This window comes from Propionimicrobium sp. BV2F7, from assembly GCF_000510445.1.
Taxonomy (GTDB): domain Bacteria; phylum Actinomycetota; class Actinomycetes; order Propionibacteriales; family Propionibacteriaceae; genus Propionimicrobium; species Propionimicrobium lymphophilum.
On the sequence record NZ_AZIS01000003.1, the window covers coordinates 521,200 to 546,032 of the forward strand.

General features: G+C 53.9%; 17 protein-coding genes. 9 read left to right on the plus strand and 8 right to left on the minus strand.

Features of this window, described 5'->3' with window-relative positions; genetic code table 11:
- Positions 1 to 34: 34 nt before the first annotated feature.
- From HMPREF1255_RS03345 to HMPREF1255_RS03360, 4 genes are all read left to right on the plus strand, one after another.
- Positions 35 to 1,003: a D-glycerate dehydrogenase gene (locus HMPREF1255_RS03345; protein ID WP_024110700.1), complete on the plus strand. Its 969-nt coding sequence runs from the start codon at positions 35 to 37 to the stop codon at positions 1,001 to 1,003.
- Positions 1,004 to 1,125: 122 nt separating this feature from the next.
- Positions 1,126 to 1,323, plus strand: a complete 198-nt coding sequence (locus HMPREF1255_RS03350) for a hypothetical protein (RefSeq protein ID WP_016455830.1) — start codon at positions 1,126 to 1,128, stop codon at positions 1,321 to 1,323.
- 174 nt (positions 1,324 to 1,497) lie between these two features.
- Positions 1,498 to 1,647: a hypothetical protein gene (locus tag HMPREF1255_RS09590; RefSeq protein ID WP_016455829.1), complete on the plus strand. Its 150-nt coding sequence runs from the start codon at positions 1,498 to 1,500 to the stop codon at positions 1,645 to 1,647.
- A gap of 198 nt (positions 1,648 to 1,845) precedes the next feature.
- A complete protein-coding gene (locus HMPREF1255_RS03360; RefSeq protein WP_024110667.1) occupies positions 1,846 to 3,645 on the plus strand; it encodes an LPXTG cell wall anchor domain-containing protein in 1,800 nt (599 codons plus the stop codon).
- 175 nt (positions 3,646 to 3,820) lie between these two features.
- Here the strand turns inward: HMPREF1255_RS03360 and HMPREF1255_RS03365 are convergent, their stop codons facing one another.
- On the minus strand, positions 3,821 to 5,383 hold the full coding sequence (locus tag HMPREF1255_RS03365) for an RNA polymerase sigma factor (RefSeq protein ID WP_024110553.1): 1,563 nt from the start codon (positions 5,381 to 5,383) through the stop codon (positions 3,821 to 3,823).
- A 320-nt stretch (positions 5,384 to 5,703) separates the two neighbouring features.
- On the opposite strand from HMPREF1255_RS03365, the gene HMPREF1255_RS03370 reads away from it, so the two are divergent.
- The gene (locus tag HMPREF1255_RS03370) at positions 5,704 to 6,639 is read left to right on the plus strand and encodes an RNA polymerase sigma factor RpoD/SigA (RefSeq protein WP_016455826.1); all 936 of its coding nucleotides are present in this window, start codon (positions 5,704 to 5,706) and stop codon (positions 6,637 to 6,639) included.
- A gap of 54 nt (positions 6,640 to 6,693) precedes the next feature.
- On the opposite strand, the gene HMPREF1255_RS03375 is transcribed toward HMPREF1255_RS03370, so the two are convergent.
- Genes HMPREF1255_RS03375 through HMPREF1255_RS03385 form a run of 3 tightly spaced genes read right to left on the minus strand, consistent with a single transcriptional unit; the run spans position 6,694 to position 10,606 of the window.
- Complete coding sequence (locus tag HMPREF1255_RS03375) at positions 6,694 to 8,082, minus strand: mannitol dehydrogenase family protein (protein ID WP_024110907.1); 1,389 nt, start codon at positions 8,080 to 8,082, stop codon at positions 6,694 to 6,696.
- A complete protein-coding gene (gene uxaC / locus HMPREF1255_RS03380) occupies positions 8,079 to 9,494 on the minus strand; it encodes a glucuronate isomerase (protein WP_024110848.1) in 1,416 nt (471 codons plus the stop codon). The genes HMPREF1255_RS03375 and uxaC overlap by 4 nt, the downstream gene beginning before the upstream one ends.
- Before the next feature lie 59 nt (positions 9,495 to 9,553).
- Positions 9,554 to 10,606, minus strand: a complete 1,053-nt coding sequence (locus HMPREF1255_RS03385) for a LacI family DNA-binding transcriptional regulator (protein ID WP_016455823.1) — start codon at positions 10,604 to 10,606, stop codon at positions 9,554 to 9,556.
- Positions 10,607 to 10,799: 193 nt separating this feature from the next.
- Between HMPREF1255_RS03385 and gndA the strand changes: the two genes are divergently transcribed.
- The gene (gene gndA, locus HMPREF1255_RS03390; protein WP_051394975.1) at positions 10,800 to 12,263 is read left to right on the plus strand and encodes an NADP-dependent phosphogluconate dehydrogenase; all 1,464 of its coding nucleotides are present in this window, start codon (positions 10,800 to 10,802) and stop codon (positions 12,261 to 12,263) included.
- A gap of 72 nt (positions 12,264 to 12,335) precedes the next feature.
- Here the strand turns inward: gndA and HMPREF1255_RS03395 are convergent, their stop codons facing one another.
- Together HMPREF1255_RS03395 and HMPREF1255_RS03400 are read right to left on the minus strand one after the other, a co-directional pair.
- Complete coding sequence (locus HMPREF1255_RS03395; protein ID WP_024110649.1) at positions 12,336 to 13,214, minus strand: thioesterase family protein; 879 nt, start codon at positions 13,212 to 13,214, stop codon at positions 12,336 to 12,338.
- 10 nt (positions 13,215 to 13,224) lie between these two features.
- Entirely contained in the window at positions 13,225 to 15,099 is a 1,875-nt protein-coding gene (locus HMPREF1255_RS03400) for a long-chain fatty acid--CoA ligase (protein WP_024110590.1), read from the minus strand.
- 166 nt (positions 15,100 to 15,265) lie between these two features.
- Between HMPREF1255_RS03400 and HMPREF1255_RS03405 the strand changes: the two genes are divergently transcribed.
- Positions 15,266 to 18,058, plus strand: coding sequence for an FAD-binding and (Fe-S)-binding domain-containing protein (locus tag HMPREF1255_RS03405; protein WP_024110914.1), 2,793 nt, complete (start codon positions 15,266 to 15,268; stop codon positions 18,056 to 18,058).
- On the opposite strand, the gene HMPREF1255_RS03410 is transcribed toward HMPREF1255_RS03405, so the two are convergent.
- Positions 18,055 to 19,962 (minus strand): M3 family metallopeptidase, encoded by a 1,908-nt coding sequence (locus HMPREF1255_RS03410; protein ID WP_024110515.1) that lies wholly within the window; start codon positions 19,960 to 19,962, stop codon positions 18,055 to 18,057. The two genes, HMPREF1255_RS03405 and HMPREF1255_RS03410, sit on opposite strands and share 4 nt — an antisense overlap.
- A 40-nt stretch (positions 19,963 to 20,002) precedes the next feature.
- Between HMPREF1255_RS03410 and HMPREF1255_RS03415 the strand changes: the two genes are divergently transcribed.
- Together HMPREF1255_RS03415 and HMPREF1255_RS10035 are read left to right on the plus strand one after the other, a co-directional pair.
- A complete protein-coding gene (locus HMPREF1255_RS03415; RefSeq protein ID WP_024110535.1) occupies positions 20,003 to 21,292 on the plus strand; it encodes an MFS transporter in 1,290 nt (429 codons plus the stop codon).
- A 173-nt stretch (positions 21,293 to 21,465) separates the two neighbouring features.
- Positions 21,466 to 23,907 (plus strand): helix-turn-helix transcriptional regulator, encoded by a 2,442-nt coding sequence (locus HMPREF1255_RS10035; protein WP_024110675.1) that lies wholly within the window; start codon positions 21,466 to 21,468, stop codon positions 23,905 to 23,907.
- Here the strand turns inward: HMPREF1255_RS10035 and HMPREF1255_RS03425 are convergent.
- Positions 23,904 to 24,830, minus strand: coding sequence for a class C sortase (locus HMPREF1255_RS03425; RefSeq protein WP_024110727.1), 927 nt, complete (start codon positions 24,828 to 24,830; stop codon positions 23,904 to 23,906). The genes HMPREF1255_RS10035 and HMPREF1255_RS03425 overlap by 4 nt on opposite strands.
- Positions 24,831 to 24,833: the final 3 nt, after the last annotated feature.

The following is a 24,833-nucleotide window of genomic DNA, read 5'->3' on the forward strand; positions in this document are numbered from 1 at the left end:
TTCCCGCGAGTCTAATCACATTAAGATTTTCTCCATGGCAAAGATCATCGTTACCCATCCACAAATCGACGAATGCCTTGAAAATCTGCGCGCAAATCACGAGGTTATCGGCGGCAAAGAGTTCATGAGCGCCGACGAGCTTGCAGAACAGATCGTAGATGCCGATGTTCTGCTTTCTGGGCTTTCGGATCCGTTGGATGCAAAGATATTGTCTAAGGCGAAAAACTTAAAAGTCATTGGCCAGTGCGCTGCCGGTTTCAACAACATCGACATGAACGCCGCCAAGGAAGCTGGAATCGTCGTTACCACCACGCCTGGTGTCCTACATGAGTCCACCGCTGACTTGGCGTTTGCCTTGTTACTCTCGGCCACCCGCCGCACGGGAGAAGCTGAACGCCACGTTCGCGCCCGAAAGCCGTGGAGCTACGACCACACATTCATGCTTGGAAAGTGCATCCAGGGCGCGACGCTCGGAATCATCGGTCTCGGTCAGATAGGCGAGGCCATGGCAAGACGAGGCGCTGCCTTCGGCATGAATATCATCTATACCGCTCACAGCGACAAAGACACCACGGCCATCGATTCAATCAACCCAAACACGTCCCCCACTAAACGAGTAACAACCGAGGAATTGATAGCACGATCGGATGTGATTTCACTGCATTGCCCGCTAACCGACGAGACCCGCCACATTCTCGATAAAGACGCCTTTGGAAAGATGAAGTCCGGCGTTTACATCGTCAACACGGCGAGAGGCGCTTGCATTGACGAACGTGCTTTGGTTGAGGCGCTCAATTCCGGGAAGGTGGCAGGTGCCGGCTTGGACGTTTACGAGAACGAACCCCTTATTGAGGAGGAACTCTACGGGATGGAAAACGTGGTGCTTCTCCCCCACATTGGCTCCGCGGCGACCAAGACCAGGATTAACATGACTGCACTTGCCGTTGAAAACATTGAGCTTGTTCTATCAGGCAAGGAGCCCAAAACTCCGGTTACTCAATGAGGCAATAACAACCGAATAGAGAACGCCTGGTTGTTTTGTTTACCTGGCCAAGTATTGTTGGGAACAAGTTGAACCGAAATGTAGTTCTACCTACGTAAGGTCTGAACGAAGGATTGATATAGATGCTTACCGATGTGAGGGAAGAAAAGCTTACTGCTGCCGACCGTTGCGACCGTTGCGGCGCCCAGGCATACGTGCGGGTGACGCTTCCATCCGGCGGTGAACTAATGTTCTGCGCCCACCACGCGCGCGCCCACGAGGACAAGCTGCGCCAGGTTGCAATCAGGATTCAGGACGAAACCGCAAAGGCAAATATCTAAATAAAGCTTCAATAAATTAGGCGTCATGAGCCCATCAGGCTCGTGACGCCTATATTTTTATATTGTCCGGCTTACGATGTAATTGTGGCTATTGAAACATTGGCTTTTCTGCCGCGTCCAAGCACACGGCTATGGCACCAGAGCGCCACACGATGATCCACTTCGAAGAACCTCATGAACGACCGCGGCACCGACCACGGAAAAATGTTTGCCCGCCAGCCTTTTGCCAAGCCATTCGATTACGAGCTCGCCAAAGCCTTCATCGATTACCAGCTAGAAACAAAGAAAGACGTCACGAGTTTCTGGCTGCCGAAAGAAAAATGATTCGTCAGCTACCTTTCCCCGCTTTTGGTTCTTGAAAAATGTCTGCTCGCCCCCATGCAGAAAAGATTTTCTTATCCTGCGACCTCATGAAACCTCGGGGGATATTTTCCCTCTACGAGTGTTAAAATAGTTTCGACGGGAAGAAAGAATCAACATTTCTAGACGCCCCCTGTGCGCCTAGATGGAGGAAGGCAATTTATGAATTTTAGCAAGAAGAGCCACGTTCTAATTGTCGCCAGCGGGTTAAGTTTTCTGCTGGCTTTTTCGCCGATGGGCTCAGCATTCGCTGAAGAAAACGCGCCTGCCGAAAGCAACACGAACATTGTGCAAGCCGGCACTGACCCAGCTGCTAAGAACCTAACAAAAACAGAGAACTACGTTAACCACGATCTATCGGTCTTGCCCGACAACGTCAACTGGGATGGTGAACGAAAAACCTTCGAAGACGTCGATAAATTTGGCGGCTCGGTAAAACTTCCTGATACTTCCACTCCTTATTCCGTCGCCGACTTTAAGGAAACTCCTGGTATTAATGAGCCAACAATAGGCAACGCAGAAGCTTTCGGCTGGGATCTTAACTATGGTGCCGTGAGTATCTCGCGTGAGGGCAAAGCTTACAAATCGGGTACGGGTGAATCAGGGATTATTAATCCGGAAAACAAAGAGAACATCATATGGTTTGGCAAGTACAGAAAAAACCCAGAACCTGAGATCAAGAAGGACATAGATCCTCTATCCATCGCCAAGCGCGCATGGATACCGTGGGAAAAACTCAACGGAGATTTATTCAAGGATGCCAAGTATTCCATCCTGACCGGGGAATATTGCATCTTAAAGGATTACGTCAATAGCAGTTACCCTCGGTGGGATGATTGCTCTCGATCTGATGTTGACAAGAGCACAAAGAAAGTATTTTCGGATTACACCGACTCGCCCATAGGAAAATACACAATGCTGACTCGTGCTGATCTTAAAAATGGCCAGCACATTATTGTTGAACTAAAACGCACCGTTTATCCACGATTCAACGCTGGTGTTAAGCAGGCCGTCGACGTGACCCCAGGAAGCGAAATCGTGATCACTCCTTCATGGGTTTCAAACGGCAACGTAAAAGGAACCGACCAGCTTCAATTGCGCATCTACGATGCAACGGGCAAGCAAATCTCCGACTTCCCCTACTGGTCTACCGATCGTCCCGTGATGCTGTACGAGGGTTCCACCAACCGGCCAGAGGTCGGCACGCAGGGATTTGTTTGGAAAGTGCCAGAAGGCGTTACTCGAATTTTCACTACTTTCAGGCAGGCAGACGAAACAGCTGATCACACCGGGCTAGCCGATAAGAGTGCCGTCGCCTTAACCGGGTTTACTGGCGCTACCGTAACGACTGGATCACACCTGACCATGGCCGCTGCTGCGACTAACGATCCTGCTAAGCAGATCGTCAATAAGCCGTTTGACTTTGAGCTTGTCGTAACCAGCGATGGTTACGCCGCTACCGCTAACGGTGAATTCTCCGCAGAGCTCCCCCAGGGTGTCACTGCTGAGTCCGTTGTGGTCAAGACTGCCGACGGCAAAGAGGTTGCGGGAACAATAAAGGACGGCAAGATCATCGTTCCCCTGTCCAAGATGAACGTCGGCGATAAGGTTACCATCCTTCTCAAGGGCATTAAGCTTCCAGTCGCACAGAAGTGGAATCTGCTGAACCCGGTGTTGTCGTACAACACCTTCGCGCTTAATGGAGGCTACACAGACGCTGCCGAGTTCACCGACCCGTTCCACATCGTCCACCCGTACACGATCTCTCTAACAGCTCAGCCCGATTCGAACGTTGCAAAACCTACTGAACCAGCAAAGGCAACGAAGGGCAAGAAGCATGTGGCAAAGTCTAAAGGACTTCCCACTACCGGTTCAGGCTCTCTAGGTGCCATCGGCGTTGCAGGAGTAGTACTGCTTGCTGGAGCTACCGTGGCAGCTACTCGCCGCAACAGGAAGAACTAGTAGCTACAAAAAATAATTGATAAAGGCCCAGGGCTGATTACTCTTGCCCTGGGCCTTTGTCATGTCCTGGCTTTAGGCATTCGGTTAATTACGCATTTTCCTAGGCTTCTTTGCTGCAAGAAAAATGGAGGGCAAGATTTCCTTACCCTCCATTGCTAATTGCCTGCTCGCCTTATCACTCCAAATAGTCGCGCAGAATCTGCGAACGGGACGGGTGACGAAGCTTGCTCATCGTTTTCGACTCGATCTGACGAATACGCTCACGCGTGACACCATAAACCTTGCCGATCTCGTCGAGAGTCTTCGGCTGGCCATCGGTCAGACCAAAACGCATCGAAACCACACCTGCTTCGCGCTCGGAGAGCGTGTCTAGGACATCGTGCAACTGCTCCTGCAGCAGGGTGAAGTTCACCGCGTCTGCCGGAACGATAGCCTCGGAGTCCTCGATCAGATCACCGAACTCAGAGTCGCCGTCCTCGCCCAGCGGGGTGTGCAGTGAGATCGGCTCGCGACCGTACTTCTGCACCTCGACAACCTTTTCGGGAGTCATGTCGAGTTCTTCAGCCAGCTCTTCAGGATTGGGCTCGCGACCAAGATCCTGCAGCATCTGGCGCTGGACTCGAGCCAGCTTGTTGATGACCTCAACCATGTGGACCGGAATACGGATTGTGCGAGCCTGATCGGCCATCGCACGAGTGATCGCCTGCTTAATCCACCAAGTTGCGTAGGTGGAGAACTTATATCCCTTTGCGTAGTCGAATTTCTCAACTGCACGGATAAGGCCCAGGTTGCCCTCCTGAATCAGATCAAGGAAGAGCATTCCACGCCCGGTGTAACGCTTAGCAAGGGAAACAACCAGTCGAAGGTTAGCCTCGAGCAGATGGTTCTTGGCGTCTTGACCATCTTCGACGATCCACATGTAATCGTCGATATCTTCAGGTTTCACGTCGCCGTTGCTGACGGATTCCTCGGCGAACAGCCCAGCCTCGATGCGCTTGGCAAGGTCGACCTCTTCAGCGGCATTAAGCAAGGCAACCTTGCCAATCTGCTTCAGATAGTCCTTAACCGGGTCCGCAGTGGCACCAGCAGTGACTACCTGCTGCGCGGGCTCATCGGCGTCGTCCTTATCGGAGAGACTGAAGCCCTGTTCCTCGTTGATCTTCGCCTCGTCCTTCGCGGCCTCGGCGGAATCGAACTTGGAATCATCGACATCGTCTAGGGAACGCTTCTCACCGCCGACGGTAACGACCAACTCGTCACCTTCCCGCTTGACGGTGACAGACTTACCGCCGCCAAGGTTCTTGGCGACCTCCTGCTCGTCGTCCTCTTCTTCGAAGTCATCCTTTAGATCATCTGCGAGGTCGCTTTCAACATCAACCTCGTCGTCGAGCTCATCCTCGTTTACGTCCTCGGGTTCAGCGACTTCGTCGAGTTCAATTTCGTCTACTTCTTCGGTTTCTACCGGCTTTACTTCTGCCTCTTTAGCCTTAGAAACCGCAGTCTTCTTGGCTGCCGGCTTCTTTGTAGCAGTCTTCTTAGTGGCAGGCTTCTTGGCCGCTGTGCTCTTACTGGCGGTCTTCTTGGGTGCGGAAGTCTTAGTCTTCGAAGTCGAACGAGCAGCAGTCGTTTTCTTCTTGGGAGTTTCCGCGCTCTGCGTTTTAGATGCCGAAGCCGTGCTCTTTTTCTTTGCAGTGGAACTGGCTTTAGCTGCAGAAGCCTTTGTGGTGCTTGGCGACACTAACGTGACCTTCCAAATCTGTTACAATATCCGGCGAAAAACATTCGGGCAGGCTAGAGACCTACCACATCTATCTATTGTGGCACCTGGTACCAAATTTCTAGCCCCCAAACGAGCCGAAGACTGCGACTAGAGGCAGATTTTTAGAAAATTATAACTATACCTGTGACATAAAACACGCACACTGATACGCCAGAGGTCTGATTGTTGCCAAAGTGAGAAACAAATCCAGAACTTTTCGCGTTGCAGCTACTGAACCTAAAAGCTGTAAGCAGTTTGGCTTTAGATAGATATTCATTTCGATATTAGGAGGCACGTCCATGAGTTCCAGAGCCCGTGCACGCAACACAGAAGGCATCGATGGCAAAGACTCCGTTGGCCTTTACTTGGAAGCCATCGCCAAGACTCCTCTCCTTACAGCCGAAGAAGAGGTCTCGCTGGCGCGCCGCATTGAAGCTGGCTTGTTCGCCCGCAAAATTCTCGATGGCACCGCTGAGACAAGCGTCAAAGCCACACAGGAAGAGCTGTTAGAGGTTGCTCAGGACGGACAAACCGCCATGCAGCACTTCACCAGAGCAAACCTTAGGCTCGTGGTTTCCGTTGCTCGCCGTTACGGACGTTCGCAGATGCCGCTCCTAGACTTAGTTCAGGAAGGCAACACCGGCTTGATCCGCGCCGTCGAGAAGTTCGACTACGCGAAAGGTTTCAAATTCTCCACTTATGCGACCTGGTGGATCAGGCAGGCAATTAGCCGCGGCATCGCCCAGCAGGGACGTGTCGTGCGCCTTCCGGTTCATGTGGCTGAGCAGGTTAACCAGATTGCTGCGGTGCGTCGCAACTTGGAGCGCGAGTTGGGACGCGAACCAGAGATCTCAGAGATCGCAGAAGAACTGAATCTCGAGGAGGGTCGAGTTATCGACCTCATTCGTTACTCCCGCGAGCACGTCAGCCTGGACGCTCCGGTCGAGGAAGAGGGCGACACCTCTTTGGGCGACTTGATTGCCAGGGAGACCTCCCCCGGTCCTGACGAAGTTGTGCTCAGCCAGGAGGACCGCGATCGCCTTGACCATCTGCTGGAGAACCTGGATGAGCGTTCCGCAGACGTCGTTCGTAGGCGCTACGGACTGTTGGATGGCCGCCAGGCCAAACTCTCCGATATCGGTCAGGTCTGGGGCATCACCGCGGAACGCGTACGCCAGATCGAACGCGCCGCACTGAATGTACTTCGCGAGAAAACTGCTGTTCCCGTCGGATAGTTCTCTTAGACACAAATAATGCGGTGGCTTTTAGCCACCGCATTATTTACTTTTCTAGGCCTTTAAAGATTCGAGTTCTTCGGCCTGCTCGAGAACTGCGTCAACGATCCTTTCGTCGTCGATCTTCAGCCACTTGCAGACATTCTCGACCGCCTCATCGAGCTCTCCCGACACTAAGGGCTTCAACTCATCGGCGCCGGCGTCTCCGATCGGAGCACCAATTCCGCGCAGGTGCAGCACCCATGCTGCAACCGCACGAGTCGCACCTGTGGCCACGGTTCCGTCCTTAATGAGTCCCTGAATCGTCGGGACGATCCGGATAGGCAACTTCTGCGTGCCGTCATTGGCAATCTGGGCTAGCAGATGCTTGATGCGGGGGTTCTTGTACCTTTCGATGAGGGCGTTGCGGTAGTCCTGAATCTCTTTCTGCGGAAGCGGTAGCTGCGTTGCGGCGTTATCCCACCACTCCTCTACCCAGCCTCGAACACGCTCGTCGCAGATTGCGTCGTAAACGGTTTCGTGGCCAAGAATAGAAGCCGCATACGCCATTAGCGAGTGCGAACCGTTTAGCAGGAACAACTTGCGCATTTCGTGAGGAACAACGTCATCGACGAACTTAGCGCCCATCGTCTCCCACTTGGGACGACCTGCCTTAAACTCTCCGGCCAGCACCCACTCTGCGAACGGTTCAGTGACCACAAGGCCTTCGTCTCGGATACCAGTTTCTTCGGCTACACGGTCGCGATCTTCATCAGTTGCTCGGGGCGTGATCCTATCAACCATGGTGGTGACGAATCCCACGTTCTGATCGATCCACTCGAGCAACAATGGGTCTACCTGCTCGGCAGCCTGACGAATGATGCGCTCGGCCATTTCGCCGTTTTCAGGAATGTTGTCGCAAGGAACGAAAGTGATAGGACCAGCATCTGCGTTGCGGCGAGCCAGCAGCCCTCGAATGAACTTTCCTGGCCCGGTGAAGACCGGAGATTCCAGATCCCCACTCTTCAATAGCTCGATGTCCTTCTTTACCAATTCGTCGTTGAGGTCGAGGTTACCTTCGTTGTCGCGGCAGTAACCGGCTTCGGTGATAGTCGAAGTCACGATCGCCACCTTGGGATCAGCGAATAGCTTGGTCCACGCCTCATGCTCGTGCGAACGATAGGTGTGAGATACCGAACTCATCACCTCAACCTTGTCCCCATCAGGGTTCTGGATGCACAACTGGTAAAGACCTTCTTGAGCATCCAGTGCGTCGTCTCTGGGAGATTCGCGCGGCTCCAGCGTAGTCCGTCCAGCGAACCCGGCTATGCCCCACTCGTCGGCGTCCTCAGCGTGTTCGGTATACCAGGCCTGATGAGCGCGAGTGAAGTTACCGATTCCTAGGTGAATGATTCGGGTCGGGGCCGCCGGGCGGCCGTGCTCTTTACGGTTTAACTTGCTCACAGATTGAACACCTTCTTTGGTTGATCTACGACCAGGCGCCTTGCCTGCTCGATTGCTTCGTCTTCATCGAGGCGATGAGTAGCCACAAGCGACGCCAGGTGAACCGCATCAAGGCGACGAGACATGTCGTGTCTAGCGGGAATGGAACAGAATGCTCTGGTGTCGTCGATCATGCCGGACGTGCGGCTGAAACCGGCCATTTCCGTAACGGACTGCTTGTATCTGAGAATGGATTCCGGAGCGTCAATGAACCACCAAGGAACGCCTATGTAGAGCGACCTGTAGTAGCCAGCAAGAGGCGCAATTTCGCGGCTAAACACGTCCTCATCCAGCGTGAACAGCACCAACTTTAGGTTCGGGTGGTTACCGAACTTGGCGAGGGCTGGCTGCATAGAGCGAGTCACCTCGAGAGCGTAGGGGATATCGCCGCCAACGTCAGCCCCGTATTCAGCGAATGCGTGTGGGTCGTGGTTCCTGACCACCGCCGGATGCAATGTCATCGTTAGGCCGTCTTCACTGGCCATCCGGATCTGGTCTACCAGCAGAAAACGCCTTAGTTCTGTCGCCTGAGCAGGACTAATTAACGAGGTTCGGGCCAACTGATACAGATTTTCCGCCGTCGCCCTATCGACGACGTTGGTTTGCAGGTCAGCGTGTGAGTGATCCGTGCTGATCGCGCCGTTTTCTTTGAAATACGCCCGACGGTTCTCCATCGCTTCAGTGAATCCGGAAAGGGTGTCGACGCTAACCTCAGAAACTTCTCCGAGATTGTTTACCAGCTCATTCCAATCTGCTCGCCCAGGCTCAAGATATTTATCGGGACGGAAGGTTGGAACGACACGATGTTTGGAGCTGAACTCCTGGTTAGCGTGGATCGCCTGGTGATCGGCCAGGTCGTCACAAGGGTCATCGGTTGTTGCAATGAATTCGATGTTGAATTTGTCCATCAGCTCGCGTGGGCGATGCGCTTCGTCGTCGATCCAGCCCTGGATTTGGTCGTATATTACGTCCGCCGTTTCGGGGCTGGGACGCTCGGTAACACCAAAAATGCCTACCAGCTGGTCCGTCATCCAGTAACGCATCGCTGTGCCGTTGTAATCGCTCCAATGTGCGCAGAATGTCCGCCAGGCGTTGCGATTATCTTCCTCAGACATCTCCTCGCGGCCGACACCCAGCTGCGACAATTCGACGCCGTTAGCGTGCATGATTCGATTGATGTAGTGGTCTGGGGTCAGCAAAAGCTGGGCAGGATTTCCGAATGAAGTATTCTCGCTGAACCAACTCGGCGGCACATGCCCGTGTGGAGAAATGATGGGCAGGTCTTTTGTTGTCGAATAGATCCGGCGGGCTATCTCTCGTTGAGTTGACTCTGCCGGAAATAGGCGATCTTCATTCAGTGTCAGTTTTGGCATGTACCCAATTCTGATTGGTTTTTAGTTCAGCTGGGCCATGTTGCCAGTTATTGCTGGGCCTACCTGAGCCTTGCGTTACGGGTATCGATTCGAGTGCGCCGAATCGGGCCAGTCGACTCGCGAACAATCAGCTTCATTGGGAGCACGACCGAGTTGCTCGGTGGCAGCCTGGCAGGTTCCTTGTTGATCAAAGCCAAAGCGATCTTGGTTGCGCCCTCACCTAGCTGCGCTAGCGGAGCCGCGACCGTGGTCAGGCCAGGGGTGACAAGATCGGAGGCGAAAGTATTATCGAAACCAATGACAGACAGATCACCAGGAACAACGAACCCAGCATCCTTTGCGGCACGGCTCAGGCCGATCCCGATCATGTCGTTGTAGCAGATAGCCGCGCTAACGCGCTGTTCCATGACCCGCTTGAATACGCTGTAGCCGCCCCTTACTGTCGGCGCTACGGGACCGATCTTGTGATCAATCAGTTCCAGCTCAAAACAACCCTCGCGGAACGCCCGCCAGCGCGCTCCGTCCGCCCAGGAAGCGGAGGGCCCTGCCACGTAGCAAACCCTGCGGTGGCCCATTTCTGCCAGGTGCTCAAGAGCCCTGCGCATTCCCCGCGCATTATCCGTGATGACACACGGTAGGCCAGCCACCATTCGGTTCAAAACGACAGTCTGCACTTCTTTTGCGACGCTGCGAAGCGCAGTGTCGGAAACCCTCGAGGTCGCGATGATCAGACCGTCGAGGACAGGAGAAGTGCGCTCGTGAAGTTGACGTTCCAGGTCTGAGGACTCTTCGGTGTCCACCAAAAGGATCGAGTATCCGCGTTTGTTAGCTACATGCTCGGCTCCACGAATGATGCTGAAGAAAAACGGGTTCGTAACGTCTGTCACTGCAACACCGATAAGCTTGGTTTTGGAACTAGGAACTGTGCGGGTAACCTGCTCGGTCCGATAACCGATTTCTGCAGCTACCTGGTGAATCTTTGCGGCCGTCTTACTGCTCACACGCCCGGGGCGAGAAAAGGCTCTTGACACCGTGGAAGGGCTCACACCCGCAGCTTCAGCAACGTCGTATATCGTTGCCGGCTTGTCATCCTCTGACCTTCGTTGCGTCATTTTCTCATCATACCCCTAGATAATGAACAGTTCGAGCATCTCATGATTATCAAGTCTTGTTGCCACAGTGGCAATCTTTTATTTACTTTAGCTAGGAAACAAACGACAAATATCCGCAGGCTAAACATTTCTGGATATAGCGTTGAGCCAAAGCAGCGGAAGCAGACCGCGCCAGAAGTTTTTAAGGAGAAACATGTCGATGCAAGCAGCACAGGGGCAGGGAAAGGCCAATATCGGCGTCATCGGAATGGCCGTCATGGGTTCCAACCTGGCTCGTAACCTTGCACACAAGGGCTACACGGTGGCGCTGTTTAACCGGTCCCCCGAAAAGACCCGAAAGGTCTTCGCCGAGCACGGTCACGAGGGCAATTTCATTCCAGCAGAAACTGTCCAAGAGTTTGTTAACTCAATCGAGCGTCCGCGTTCAATCATTCTTATGGTCAAAGCCGGCAAGGCTACAGACGCCACCATCGAACAACTGATGCAATACCTTGATGAGGGCGACATCATCATGGACGGTGGGAACTCCCACTTCCGTGACACCATTCGTCGGGAGAAGGAAGTTTCTGAAAAGGGCTTCCACTTCGTCGGCACCGGCATTTCTGGCGGCGAATACGGAGCTCTTACTGGCCCGTCGATAATGCCTGGCGGCACACCCGAAAGCTACAAGACCTTGGGCCCGATGCTCGAAGATATTTCCGCACACGTCGGTGACGAGCCTTGCTGCACATGGATCGGCCCGAACGGTGCCGGCCACTTCGTCAAGATGATTCACAACGGAATCGAATATTCCGACATGCAAGTCATCGGTGAGGCATACGAGCTGCTTAAGGGCGCTGGCCTTAGCACCGATAAGATCGCTGACATCTTCGCCGAATGGAACGAAGGTGAGCTGAGCAGCTATCTAGTGGAGATCACCGCCGAAGTTCTTCACCAGAAGGACCCCCAGACCGGCAAGCCGCTGGTTGATGTGATCAAGGACCGGGCGGGCATGAAGGGCACCGGAACTTGGACTGTCGTCACCGCTCTCGAACTAGGCGTTCCGGTCAACGGAATTGCAGAGTCTGTTTTCGCTCGCGCCACTAGCAGCCACGACGATCTCCGCAAGGTTGCTCAGGCGTCGTTGAAGGGCCCCGATCGCAAGGTACAGGTCGAAGATGTAGATGCTTTCGTTGAGCAGGTGCGACAGGCGCTCTGGGCATCGAAGGTTGTGGCCTACTCCCAGGGTTTCGACGAGATTCGTACGGGCGGCATCGAATTTGGTTGGAACATTTCGGTTGCCGATTGCGCGAAGATCTGGCGAGACGGCTGCATCATCCGCGCGAAACTGCTCGAAAACATCTCGCAGGAATACAGCGCAGACCCCGAACTTGTTTCGCTTATGTGTGCTCCCTCAATCGCGCCAAAACTGGACGAGTACCAGAACTCTTGGCGTGAGGTAGTTGCTATCGCTGCCAGTTCGGGAGTCGCAGCACCCGTGTTCTCTAGCTCGCTGGCCTACTACGACATGGCTCGCGCGCCCAGGGTAAATGCGGCTGTAACTCAGGGCCTGCGTGACTTCTTCGGCTCGCACACTTACGAGCGTGTGGACGCCCCGGGCCACTACCACCTGGACTGGAGCGGAGACCGCACGGAAGAAAAGGTTTCCGAGGATTAATCAACTGAACTAAAACTGCGGGAGTGCCTGGAGAATAATCGTCCAAGCACTCCCGCAGTTTTTTAGATGTCTCTAAACGAGAAGTTCATTCATCGCTTCCCGGGTGGTCTCTGGCAGATTAATAGATTTACCAGTCTTCGGGTCCACCGCCACCAGAACCACTTGTCCCCTGGTCAATGGGTTTACATCCTCTGGGCTGCAAAGCTCTGCAGCCAACGTCAGGGACTTGTTCCCCACTTTCGTCACGGCGGTGCGCACCTCGTAAGGTTCGGGCCTATAAGCAACCTGATGGATGTATTGGACATCCTGGCGAGCAATCACCCAGCTCAGGCCTCCTTCTTGGCCCTCGACGTTGATTCCTGCCCGAGCGGTCGAGGGATCAGCGCTTACTGTGGTGTCGATTCTTCCGAGCATCAGATAGTTCAGTTGCACCACGTTGTTCACGTGGCCGTAACCGTCAATATCGGACCACCGCGGTTGCGCAGCGGTCTTGTGCCCTCCCCCATTAAGGTCGGGGATCGGGAGAGCTTCAGCTGGCTCGCGCTCAACCCGCCATTGGTTGAAGAAAGCTCTTTCGGAATCATTGAGCCTGCGCGGATACTGCGCGTCGAAGTCGAAGGGGCAAAGCGAAGTTGTCGCACTGACGCACAGTCGCCCGTTTTGGGTTATCCGATACGCCATCTCGAACTTAGCTCCACCGACCTTTGAAACACCGACCTTGACGTCTAAATAATTTGGCGAATAGAAAATTGGCGCATGGTAGGTGATCTCATGCGAAGTGACCACAACACCGGAGCCCAAGAGGCTCTGCTGATCAGACCCTGATTCCAAAATCTGAGTCCTCGCTTGCTGCATGAGCTCGACAACAGAGACGTTATTCACGTGCCCTTGCGCGTCAATATCGGTGTAGCGAAGCTGGATTTTCGCGGGAAACCAATTGTCCTTACCCACAGAATGCGCCTTAAACCGTCAGGTCCGATCTGGAGGCTTCTTCGTACATGGCGTCGATCTGGTCGGCGTACTTTTCGTAAACCTTGTTTCGACGCACCTTCAGGCTAGGTGTCAGATCGCCATTTTCTTGGGTCAGCTCGTGATCCAGGATCGTGTAGCGCTTAACCTGCTCCCAGTTCTCGAGATAAGAGTTCGCCTTTCGAATAAACCGGTCTATCGACTTCTTTATCTCGGGAAGCTGGGTCAGTTCCGCATACGACAGGTTTTCGTGTCCACGCCTCTTCGCCCAGAGCTCGAGCGCAGGCCGATCAAGCGTCACGATTGCCGAGCAGAACTTTCTTCCCTCGCCGATGGCGATCGCCTGGTTGACGTAGGGAGTGTTGGCCATGATCGCGTTCTCGATCTTCTGCGGGGCAGCGAATTTGCCATTCGAAGTCTTGAACAGGTCCTTCTTGCGATCGGTGATGAACATGTTGCCATCCTCGTCCATGCGGCCAATATCCCCGGTGTGGTACCAGCCATCTTTAAAGACCTCCGCAGTCTCCTCTGGCATGTTGTGGTAGCCACGAGCGATTATCGGGCCGCGCAGCAGTATCTCGTTCTCCTCGCCAAACTTCACATCCAAACCAGGAACTGCCTTGCCTATGCTGCCCAGCACGGGTTCATCTGGAAGATTCAAGAACGCAACAGCCGAAGTTTCGGTTGCCCCGTAGCCTTCGATTAGGGGTAAGCCAGCCCAGTAGAACCATTCCTGAACCTGTCGGGAAAGCTTCGCGGAACCAGAAATCATGAACCGCATCTTTCCGCCCATTTTCTCGCGAAGCTTCGAAAAGACGAGCTTGTCAGCCAGCGAATATTTAAATCTCATCCACAAGGAGAGCTTCTTGCCAGCCATCCTGATCTTCAAAGCGTCCCTGCCGGTAGCAAAAGCCCACCGGGAGATATGCCCCTTGAGAGATTTAGCCGGATAAATCGTGATGACGGCGGAACGAATCTTCTCAAAAATCCTCGGCACGCCTACCATGATCGTGGGGTGAACCTGCTGCATTCCGGACATGATGTGGTCTACACGCCCATCCACCGAGCAGCGCATTCCGACGGCGATGTGCAACGCGATCAGGTCGCGGCCGAAAACATGGGATAGCGGCAGCCAAAGGTAGAGATTGTCTTCGTGGGTTACCAGGTGGCTAACCATGTGCTGCAGCGCTTCACCTTCGTGGGTCCAGTTCCTGTTGACCAGCTCCACGCCCTTGGGGGTGCCCGTGGTTCCCGAGGTGTAGATCAGCGTGGACAGATCCGAAGGTTTGATCATTTCGATCGCGCGATCGACGCAACTTGGGTCTTCCTTCAGCAGCTGGTCGCCAGCGTCCAAAAGCTGCTGCCAGGTCAGAACGAAGTCTTCGGACTTGTCTTGGCGGTCGTCGTCTATCAAGACAATATGCTCGATCTGATCGACGAGGTTCTCGTGCTTGGTTATCTTTTCCAGCTGCGCGGAATTCTCGACGATCGCAATCTTCGTTGTCGAGTCAGTCAGAATGTGGACTTCCTCGTCGTTGTGCGTATTTGGGTAAACCGTGGTGGTCGCTGCCCCCGCGCAGGCAATCGCTAAATCGGCGAACACCCATTCAATGCGTGTGGAACTGATGATGGCGACCCGCTCCTCCTTGCGGATGCCAAGACTGATTAGACCAGCCGATAACCTGTCCACTTGTTTTTGTGCTTGGAACCAGGTGATCTCCTGCCATGGCTCGCCGTCGACTTTCGGCGGAACATAGTAGGCAATACGGTCTGGGCATTCGATAACCCGTCTGCGAAACATCGCCGGATAGCTGGGTGCTGCCTTGCTGTCTAAGTATTTGACTGCTTGCGAAACGTCGCTGCTCATTTAGATTCTTTCCGTTTCAGATAGCAAAAGTACTCTTCCACATTAGGAGATAACACCAAAGCAAGTGCTATCTAAACGCCCAATTTTCCGAATAGATGTTTGGTTGGTTTCGTCGACAAGTGGGCACAGCGCTACATTCGGCTCGCTTAGTGGCAGACTGGAGGCGATGTTTGCCACAAAGAAAGCCCCAAGCCAACCGCTGTTGGGTAATTTCACCTGCCTAGATGAATCCTCCCTGACAAAGGCGATCTATTCGTCCGACTCGTCTATTTATAGGGTTGTTCCGAAGGTGGTGGCTACCCCGAAAACCAGGTCCGAGCTCATTGACCTGGTTCGAGCCGCGCTGAAGGAAAAGCTGCCTATCACTGCTCGTGGCGCTGGCACTTCTTGCGCGGGTAACGCCGTCGGCAGTGGTCTTGTAATAGATATGCGCAAGCATCTGAACAAAATCATTGAAATAAACCCGCAAGAGCAGACGGCAACCATAGAGCCTGGGGTTGTTCAGTCTGCGTTGCAGGAGGCAGCAAAGCCTTACGGATTGAGGTTCGGCCCGGATCCTTCGACTGCAAATCGATGCACAATCGGCGGCATGATCGGGAACAACGCCTGCGGACCGCGTGCGCTGGGCTACGGTCGAACTTCTGACAACGTCGTCGAACTCGAAGTGCTCACAGGTACCGGAGAGCTGATTACTCTCACGCGAGACGGCATAAAGGGCATGAGCGACAAACCGCTTCGCAATTTTGCCAACTCCAACCTTGGAACCATCCGCACCGAATTCGGGGCATTTAGCCGGCAGGTTTCCGGTTACAGCCTCGAGCATCTGTTGCCCGAGAACGGTTTCAACATCGCCGGATTCTTTGCGGGCACTGAGGGCACGCTTGGTGTCGTCACCAAGGCGAAGGTAAGGCTCGTCAAGGATGCTCCCCTAAAGACTACTATTGCGCTTGGCTATCCGACGATGCCGCAGGCAGCCGACGATATGCCAATTCTGCTGAAGTATTCCCCTACTGCCTGTGAAGGCATGGACCGCAGACTTTCCAATTTGGTCGCCGAGCGCATTGGCCCGCACGCCGTGCCCGAACTGCCCAGTGGAGATGCCTGGATATTCATCGAGCTTGTGGGCGACGACGCCGAAGAAATTTCTGCGAGAGCGCATTCGATGGTTGAAGACTCGAATTGCACTGAAGGTTGGGTCGTAGCAGATCCCTCCGCAGCAGCCAGGCTCTGGGGCATCAGGTCGGATGCTGCAGGACTTGCTGGTGTAGCTCTAGATCGCCCAGCATACGCAGGCTGGGAAGACTCCGCCGTGCCGCCAGCCAAACTCGGCGATTACCTTCGTGACTTCGAAAAGCTTCTCGCCAAATTCGACCTGCGCGGCCTGCCTTACGGCCACTTTGGTGACGGTTGCGTGCACTGTCGAATCGACTTTCCTTTAGAGGACGCCGACGGGCCCCAGCGTTATAAAAATTTCGTAATGGCAGCGGCGGAACTTGTTGCAGGTTACGGCGGCTCGGTCAGCGGCGAGCACGGCGACGGCCGGGCGCGCAGCGAGCTGCTAGCCAAAACTTACTCGTCTAAGGCGATCGAGCTTTTCGGCCAAATCAAGAATTTCTTTGACCCGAAGAATCTTCTCAACCCTGGGATTTTGGTGAATCCGGTTTCCGTATCCGACGACATCAGGGCTTTCCAGTCCCGCAAGTCGGCGCTTAAGGTAAAGCATCCTCAATTCGCTGCAAATGTACATCGTTGCACTGGAGTCGGAAAATGTCTGGCGAATACTACTGCCGGTGACGGCGTTATGTGCCCCAGTTTCCAGGCCACTGGAGACGAAAAAGACTCGACCAGGGGCAGATCACGTGTTCTTCAAGAGATGATCAATGGCAACTTGATCAGCGAGGGCTGGCGCTCGCCGGAGGTTCGTGAGGCGCTTGAATATTGCCTCGCTTGCAAGGGGTGTCGACGCGATTGCCCGACCGGCGTAGATATGGCTTGGTATAAGTCGAACGTTTTGAACGAGGCCTTCAGCGGCAGAATCAGGCCGATAAACCATTATTCGTTGGGTTGGCTGCCCAGGTGGGGACGTCTTGTCACCAGCCTGCGGATCGGTTGGCTAGGAAACTTTTTCCTGCAGACCCCCGGCCTCAAGCATGTGATTCGCGCGGTTGCCGGCGTAGATCAACGCAGGCCCTTGCCAAGGTTCCGAAGCGGGAAGGCCGCCAGAAAGAACCGTCCCTGTGCGAATGTTTCGGCGCCACACGGCAAGGTTGCTATCTGGGTCGATTCTTTCACCGACGCCTTCGCGGGCGATCAGCTGGCGGCCCTACTGCTGGTCTTGATCGACGCGGGCTACGACCCGCAGGTGATCACAGAGCCAGCTTGCTGCGGACTTACCTGGATCACTACTGGCCAGCTAGACGGGGCAAGGAAACAGCTCACCAATGCTCTGGATATTCTCGAGCCGATAGCGGCTAAAAATATTCCGATCGTGGGCATGGAGCCTAGCTGCATGGCGGTTTGGCGAAGCGACGCGCCCGAGCTTCTTCCAAGCGACAACCGAGTCGACACTGTAGCTTCGAGCATCACAACGTTGGCAGAATTACTGGTGGCCACCGATGATTGGCAGGCGCCGGACCTTTCGGGCCACGAAGTGATCGCACAGCCCCACTGCCACCACAGTTCGGTGCTGGGTTGGCAGGCAGACGCGAAGGTCCTGGAACGGACCGGAGCAAAAGTCACGAAGCTTGCAGGCTGCTGCGGGCTAGCGGGCAATTTTGGCGTCGAAAAGGGACACTACGAGGTTTCGGTAAAGGTTGCAGAGCACGATCTACTGCCGGCAATTAAGGCTCATCCGGGTGCCGTAGTGCTAAGCGATGGCTTCAGCTGCCGCAAGCAGGTCACGGACCTCACAGATAGCGATGCCGTGACGCTTGCGCAGCTTCTTGCCAGGCACTCCTAGGAGTCGTGACGTTCTAGCAGGTATTTGACGTCGTAGGGCTTGCCGCGGAACTTTGCGTAGTTGTCGATCAGCGGCATGGAATCTCCCATGGCCAGAATCTGTCGGCGGAACTTTTCGCCGTTTTCGCGCCTCAATCCGCCGTTTTCGTCGAACCAAGCGCAGGCGTCTGCGTCCAGCAGCTCCGACCACAGGTAGCCGTAGTAGGCCGCGGCGTATCCCCCGCCCCAAATGTGACTGAAGTAGCAGCTGCGATATCGCGGTGGAATGAGTGGGAAATCCACTCCCGCCGCTTTGAGTGCTTTCGCCTCGAATGCGTCCACCTCGGCTGGGTTGCTCGGCAGTTCATCCGCCGCTGCGGTGTGCCAGGCCTGATCGAGAAGCATCGATGCTACTAGCTCGGTGTCGGCATAAGCCTGATCGAATTTTGCGCCGTCGATCAGCTTTTGGATCAGCTCTTGTGGCAATTGAGCGCCACTTTGCCAGTGTTTTGCGTATCTTTCGATGAGCGTTGGCTCCCATGCCCAGTGCTCGTTCACCTGGCTGGGGAATTCCACGTAGTCTCGTGGCCCGTTCGCTCCAGCGAGGCTGGGATATCGTGCCTCAGAGAAGAGCCCGTTTAGACAGTGGCCGAACTCGTGGAAGATGGTGATCACGTCGTCCCAGGTCATCAATGTTGGTTTGCCAGGTTCGGGCTTTACGTAGTTGCAGTTGAGCGTGACTACTGGCAGCTTGTCACTGAGTTCGCTTCTCACGACTAGGTCGTTCATCCACGCCCCGCCCTGTTTGCTTGGCCTGGCGTATGGGTCGACAATTATCCCGCCTAGAAGCCCATCTTCATCGTGGACCTCGTAGACACGGGCATCTTCGACGTAGCCCTCCTGTTCTATCTGTTTGAAGGTTAGGCCGTAGAGTTCGTTCGCCTGGGCGAAAATTCCGTCGTTAAGCAGGCGCTCGAATTCGAGGTACGGCTTCAGAATTTCGTCAGATACGGCGTAGTGCTGACGCTGCTTTTCCGCCATCCACTGCCAGTCCCACGCCTCGAATTTTTCGCCAGGAAACAGCTTTTCGAACTCATTTTGGTAGACCTTGGCATCTCTTTCTGCCGCCGGTATCGCTTGATCGCGAACCGCCTGTAGGACCTCGGTCAACGCTTCAACCGTGGCAGCCGTGCCCTCGTCGGCGACGTATTCGGCGTGGTTTCTGAATCCCAGCAGTTTGGCTCTCTCCAGACGCAGCTTGGCCGTTTTGATGATCAGTTCTCGAACGTCGGATCCACCAGTTTTACCGCGTGCGATTGAAGCCTTGAAGATGTGTTCGCGGTCTTCACGGTCGTAGAGTTCGGCGAGAATCGGCTGACCTGTCGTGTTGATCAGCTCGACGGTCTTTCCAGCCACCTCGATGCTGGACTCATTCCTGCCAGCCACCACCAACTGATCCCACTTGGCATAGTTCGCCGCCAGTTTTGAGTTCAGTTCGCGCAGACGCTGTTGCTCCTCGTCGGAAAGCTGCACTCCGGAGCGACGGAAGTCTTTTAGGGTTAATTCCACCCAGTGCCTGTCTTGGTCGTCCAGATCGGTCTTCGAAAGAGCCTCTATTTTCTCGTACAGAGCGCGGTTTTGATAGATCTCATCGGAGTGAGCCGCGAATAGCGGGGCATATTTTTCGTTAAGGGCATCCAGTTCGTCCGTGGTGTCGGAGCTCATGACCGTCTCAAACAGGGCGAGTAACTCACTCAACTCCTCAGCGGCCTTTTCCCAAACCACGATCGTATTCTCGACGGTGGGCCGATCGTTAGCTACTATCTCATCGATTGCTGATAGCTCGTTGGCCATGGCCCGATCGAAATCTGCTGCAAATTCTTTGGCTGAGCGGCCGAAACGCGGAAATACAAGCTTACTGTTCACGCATTAAACCCTAGACCCATTGCCAACTATCATTGGGCCTGTGAGTGAGCAGAAGTCTGAGCAGAGAAGTGTCTGGAGCTACCCGGGTTTCGCTAACGTCATGGTGGCTGTTTTTGCCGCTTTTGGTTGCTGGGCGCTGCTTCTTCCTGTGATCCCGAAGGCGATCTTGGACGGCGGCGGTTCGGCCGGGCTAGCAGGCGCCTCGACCGGCGTGTTTATGGGCGTAACGGTGATCTCTCAAACCCAAACACCGAGATTGATCACACGATTCGGCTACGTGCCAACAATGGCTTTTTCGGGGGTTTTACTCGGCCTGCCCAGCCTTCTCCACATCTTCACCATGTCCGCGCCTGCGGTCTTCGCCGTTGCGGCGCTGCGCGGAGTGGGTTTCGGCACGTTATGCGTGGCGGAATCCGCGCTGATCGCTTCCCTGGTTCCGCTAAAACTTCTGGGCAGGGCGTCCGGCACATTGGGCGCGATGGTTGGCCTCGGCGAGCTACTCATGCTGCCCCTCGGCCTGGTGATCGCCTCTTCTTCTGGCAGCTACACGCCGGTTTACATCATCGCCACAATCGTTGGCATCGCGGGCACGATATTTGCCACCAGAATCCCGCACGTAGAACCGGCCAGAAAGTCGAGCACGAGGCTATCCGAAGCAAGAGTGCCGACATGGAAGCTAGTTGCCGTCCCCGCCGCGGCAATGTGTTTCACCGCAATGGGTTTCGGCGGCATTTCGACGTTCCTGGCCCCTGCAGTCATAGACCTTGGAATCGATCATGCGGCATTAATCGCTGGGCTTGGCCTATCGGTCGTTGGTTTGGCACAGATGATCTGCCGATACTGTGCTGGAGTGTTCGCAGACGCCAAGGGAGCAGGAAGGCTCATAGTTTGGGCTGGCCTACTGGCGACTATCGGCATCGGAGCCGTTGCCATAATTCTGGTCACGAACATCAGCGGCTGGCTGATTTTCGCCGCGCTGGTCTGCTACGGAGCCGGGTTTGGTGTGGTGCAAAACGAGGCTCTTCTCCTAATGTTCGGCAGGCTTTCTAAAGACAGGAACGAAGTCGCCTCCGCTATCTGGAATGCCTCGTTCGATTCGGGAACAGGAATCGGCTCTTTCGTCCTCGGTATCGTCGCCACGGTCGCTGCCGGAGGCAGCCAGTTCTTCTGGGTTTTTGCGGCGGCGGCTGCTCTTGTGGGCTCGGCGTTCTTGGTTACCCTAATTGATCTGATAGTAGGAAATCACAGAATTGCAGAGGAGAACAACTTAAAGGCGGTTATCCGCAGATTCATCGGAGCGATTCATATCACCGCTATCCCCAAAAAATAATGAACACACGAACTGAAAATAACATCTTTAAGATATTTTTCGCCCGTTCTTATTCAATACCTACTAAGGCTTTTCTCCAGATAAGGAATCATCTGTAAAACAGCTACCAATCGCCCCATTGCCGCCTCTGCCTGCGCTAACATTCAGTCTAAAGCTAGTAAAAGGACTTACCGATGGATGTTTATTTTGAGGATCCCTACCTCAAAGACGCCCCACTTCCGTCGAGCTGGCCGGCGACCGAAGCATATCCTCCTGTCGGAAAAACGAAAGTCTTAGAGGCAATTAAGCCGAGGATCACCAAGGAATTTCTTCATGGCCGACTAGCAGTAATTAACTGCAGTAGAGAATTTTTGCCTTTTGAAATAGCTACGCACTGCCTGGGCTCGTTTTGCGATCACGAACTTTTTTCCTGCAACCTCGCACCGGGCGATCCGATTCCCGAGGGCCTAGCTAAGGCTGAGGGCGCTGTAGTCGTTGGCATATCCGGAACCCAAACGGAGCTAGAAGAACTCTGGTCCAGGCTTCGTCCCATATTGTTTTTTCGGAAAGACCACAACAGCGCGATTGTAATCGAGTCGGACACTGAAGAACTGCCGTCGATTATCCGCACCGACGCAGATTCGATCTTCCTCTCGAGCCAAATGCGGCTGACAGATGAAGAACTATCACAGGTTTTTGACAAAGTCACCAGCACTAACGTTTCTATCCGGTTGGAAACCACCGGCGGCGCTGCCGGCCTGGTCGCTGCCCTCTCAGAAGATCATTTTTCGTACTGGACTAAAGAGTTTGATGAAATCAGCCTTGACTGGGCGAAGAGGATTTTCGCTAACTACGATTTCAAAGCGATCGAGCCCTTCACATGGGCCCCCAGTTTGTCCAACAGTGCATACGAGGAATTGTCTGGGCTGAATGTCTCGGATGTAGACAACTTTTCCTTCCTGATTGCGGTGACCAGAAATCGTAGATTCATTCCTTACGCTCTTTCTGTTCAGCTTCACCGCTTCATCGAAAACGAAGAACCAGGACACAACCCGGCCTATCGAAAGAATCTGATCGAAAAGATCTTTCAGATGAACAACACGATGGTCGTCGATCAGATCAGAATGTTGGCCTGGTTGAGCGCCTGGGAAAAGCTGGATTCGGTTCTCAAATACCGCATGGCTTGGTTGAGTCTGCTCTCTGACGAGCAGCGAAAACTTTTCGCCTGCACGTTTCCCAGCTATCCTCCACTGGAGTTGAAGTCGCTTTGCGTAGCGAATGATTACTTGCGTCTAGGGGATTCGAAGTTTAGATATTGGGCCGGAGGCGTCTGGGCGAAACTGAAATATTTGCTTCCGCATTCGGGGCAACACCCCAAGGGCACCCTCGTTAACGAGTTGGTAGAGAACATCGGCTTATACGACAAGCCAGACAAGGCTATTACCGTAGACTTAACCCGGTCCCGGATCAAGCATTACGTGAAGAGGTTCTCAGAGCTGGTCAACGATGCCGATAAATTTGAGCAGTATTCCGAAAATGATATTGCTCTGCTCGTCGAAGTTATAAACGGGATAATCGACGCTGGGTTGATTTCAGGAATGTACCGAGAAATCACAGAATTAGTGCGCATCAACAATCTTCTTTACAAGACATACCCAGATTTCATAAGTAATTTTAGGAATCTGCGGGCTAACATGCTCGCCCGCGCCGCCCTAGTCGAAACATATAATCTTAACGTTCCTCAGGGTGTTGAATACCTTGAGGAATTTGAGTCCAACTGGAGTGGGCTAAGCAAGCAGGCTGACGAGATTTATGAAATCGCGTTGATGCACATCCGAATGCGAAAATTAAAATCTCGGCTCGCTGATTTTCAAATACAGGATCTGCACGAATCTTATTCTCCATATCGAGCCACGTTGTTGACTTTATTCAGGGCAGCAGAAACTTCTCGATCGACGGCAATTTCTTATGCCAAAGGAATTCTCGACCATGTCTCCTGGCTAGATATTCCTAAATGGCAGTGGTGGAGCCTGCGCAGCATTCTGATTCTGCTTTACGCCAACGAAGGTAAACCCAATGAGGGAGCCGAGTTGCTGACTAACGCTTGGTATCCGGAATATTGTCGGGAGATTCTCGGGGCAAGGCTGCGTCTGGCTAATGGCGAGGTGACCAGGGCTTTGGAAGAGACGAACAAGATTTTGGATGTTCCTGCGCTTCCGATTTTGTGGAGAATCATCTGCTACACGGTAAAAATTTCGTGCTTAGAGATTCTGGGCCGTCCCGCTTCCGAAATCAGTTCAACATTGGACATTGTTAAATGGTCCGACATACCAGAGCTCGTTCCGACCTTCCCTAGTAGCGCAAGAAGAGCCATCGTCGACAGATTAGATCCGAGCGAGATAATCGGTTCGGGCAGCCTGGAAGAGGTTGTTCCTGTTAAACGTCCGGTTCTGACCCCACGTCAGCTGGAGATCCTGCGCTTGTTGGCGACCGGAATGAACCAACCGAAAATCGCTGAGGCATTGTTCATCAGCAGGGAGACTGTTAAGTCTACTTGTCGCGGAATTTATAAGCGCCTTAACGTCAGTGGCAGGGATCAGGCTGTTGCCGAGGGCAAGAAGCTAGGAATGATCTAGGCTCTCCCTTCAGATTTCTCGTCCTGATCTTCCTCGTCTTTTTTCTTATTCATAACGGGCACCCTGCTTAGCTTGACGAACACGTATACGAGTGTTGCGGTGCCGCCGATAAAGATTAGGATCCACCACGGAAAACCCGGCACGTCCGATGGCTGCCCTGCCCGGTCCAGGTCTTTTTTGGGTGTTGGGAAAACCCTTTCGCCGGTCACTAGCATACGGTGTGAGTTGATGCCTAGAGGAGTGCAGGTGACGAGCGTCGCCAGATCTTTGCCCGCTTCTGCCCTAAGCGACTCGGTTTGTTCGGGCTCGACGGTCTCTTTTTTGTAGACCCGATAGGTTAAGACCTCGCCAAAAATCTCGATTGTGAAAGTGTCGCCGCTCTCCATTTTCGGCAGGTTGTTGAACATAGTGGCGTTAGCCAAGCCACGGTGCGCGGTGATTACGGTATGAGTCGATTCGCCACCGACCGGGAGGGAACTGCCCTCCAAATGGCCGGCGCCTTCCTTCAATACTTCATCGGATGTACCGTGATAGATGGGCAGATCGACGCCGATTTTATCTATTCGTAGCCTGGCCATGATTCCTGAAGGCTGCGAGCTTAAAAGTTTGTCGTATTCTAGGTCTGCATTGAGCTGTTCTCCGGCGGATGTCGGTTTACGCTCCCCTATTTTCAAATCGACGCCCATGTTCAGGGCTTTGTTGTATCTGTGCGCCAGCTCTAGTTGTTCGGCTTTGTCGGCTTCCATTTTCGTCTCTTTGACGTATTCCTGTGAAGCTTGCGTCTGGTTGACTTCGTTGAGCCAGCTGGCGGTCATCGGATATAGGCCCATTAGAAGACCTAGAAAGGCCACGGCAACGCCAATGATAGTGAGAGCCGAGGGCTTCCACCTGTAGGGGGAATTTTTTGGCGTTGCCGTGGCCATTAT